This window comes from Vibrio sp. S12_S33, from assembly GCF_963889785.1.
Lineage (GTDB): Bacteria > Pseudomonadota > Gammaproteobacteria > Enterobacterales > Vibrionaceae > Vibrio > Vibrio aestuarianus.
In genome coordinates this window covers 1-255 of the sequence record NZ_CAWPQZ010000371.1, presented here as the reverse complement: position 1 = coordinate 255, position 255 = coordinate 1, and the positions used below count along the sequence as shown (strand labels likewise).

Annotated in this window: 1 protein-coding gene; it reads left to right on the top strand. The window is 38.0% G+C overall.

Annotated elements, in window-relative coordinates; genetic code table 11:
• Positions 1-208 (top strand): hypothetical protein (locus AACW06_RS20505; protein ID WP_238336792.1); only part of this gene is annotated, 208 nt, incomplete at its 5' end.
• Between the last annotated feature and the right edge of the window lie 47 nt (positions 209-255).

The following is a 255-nucleotide window of genomic DNA, read 5'->3' as shown; positions in this document are numbered from 1 at the left end:
TGTGTGGGCACTCGTTGATGATAATCGAAAAAGATTTATCAATGAACTGAGTGACCAATCAGAATCAAGTTTACTTGATTTTGGCACAGTCAATTCATTGTTGTTCTGTTGGAACAACAATAGCTTTGAAATTACTTTTTACTTTCGAGTAAGAGCAGTTTTGAAGTCAGTATTCATTGAGCCGGTCTTAGGACCAACAAAACTTTAATTGAAGAGTTTGATCATGGCTCAGATTGAACGCTGGCGGCAGGCCTA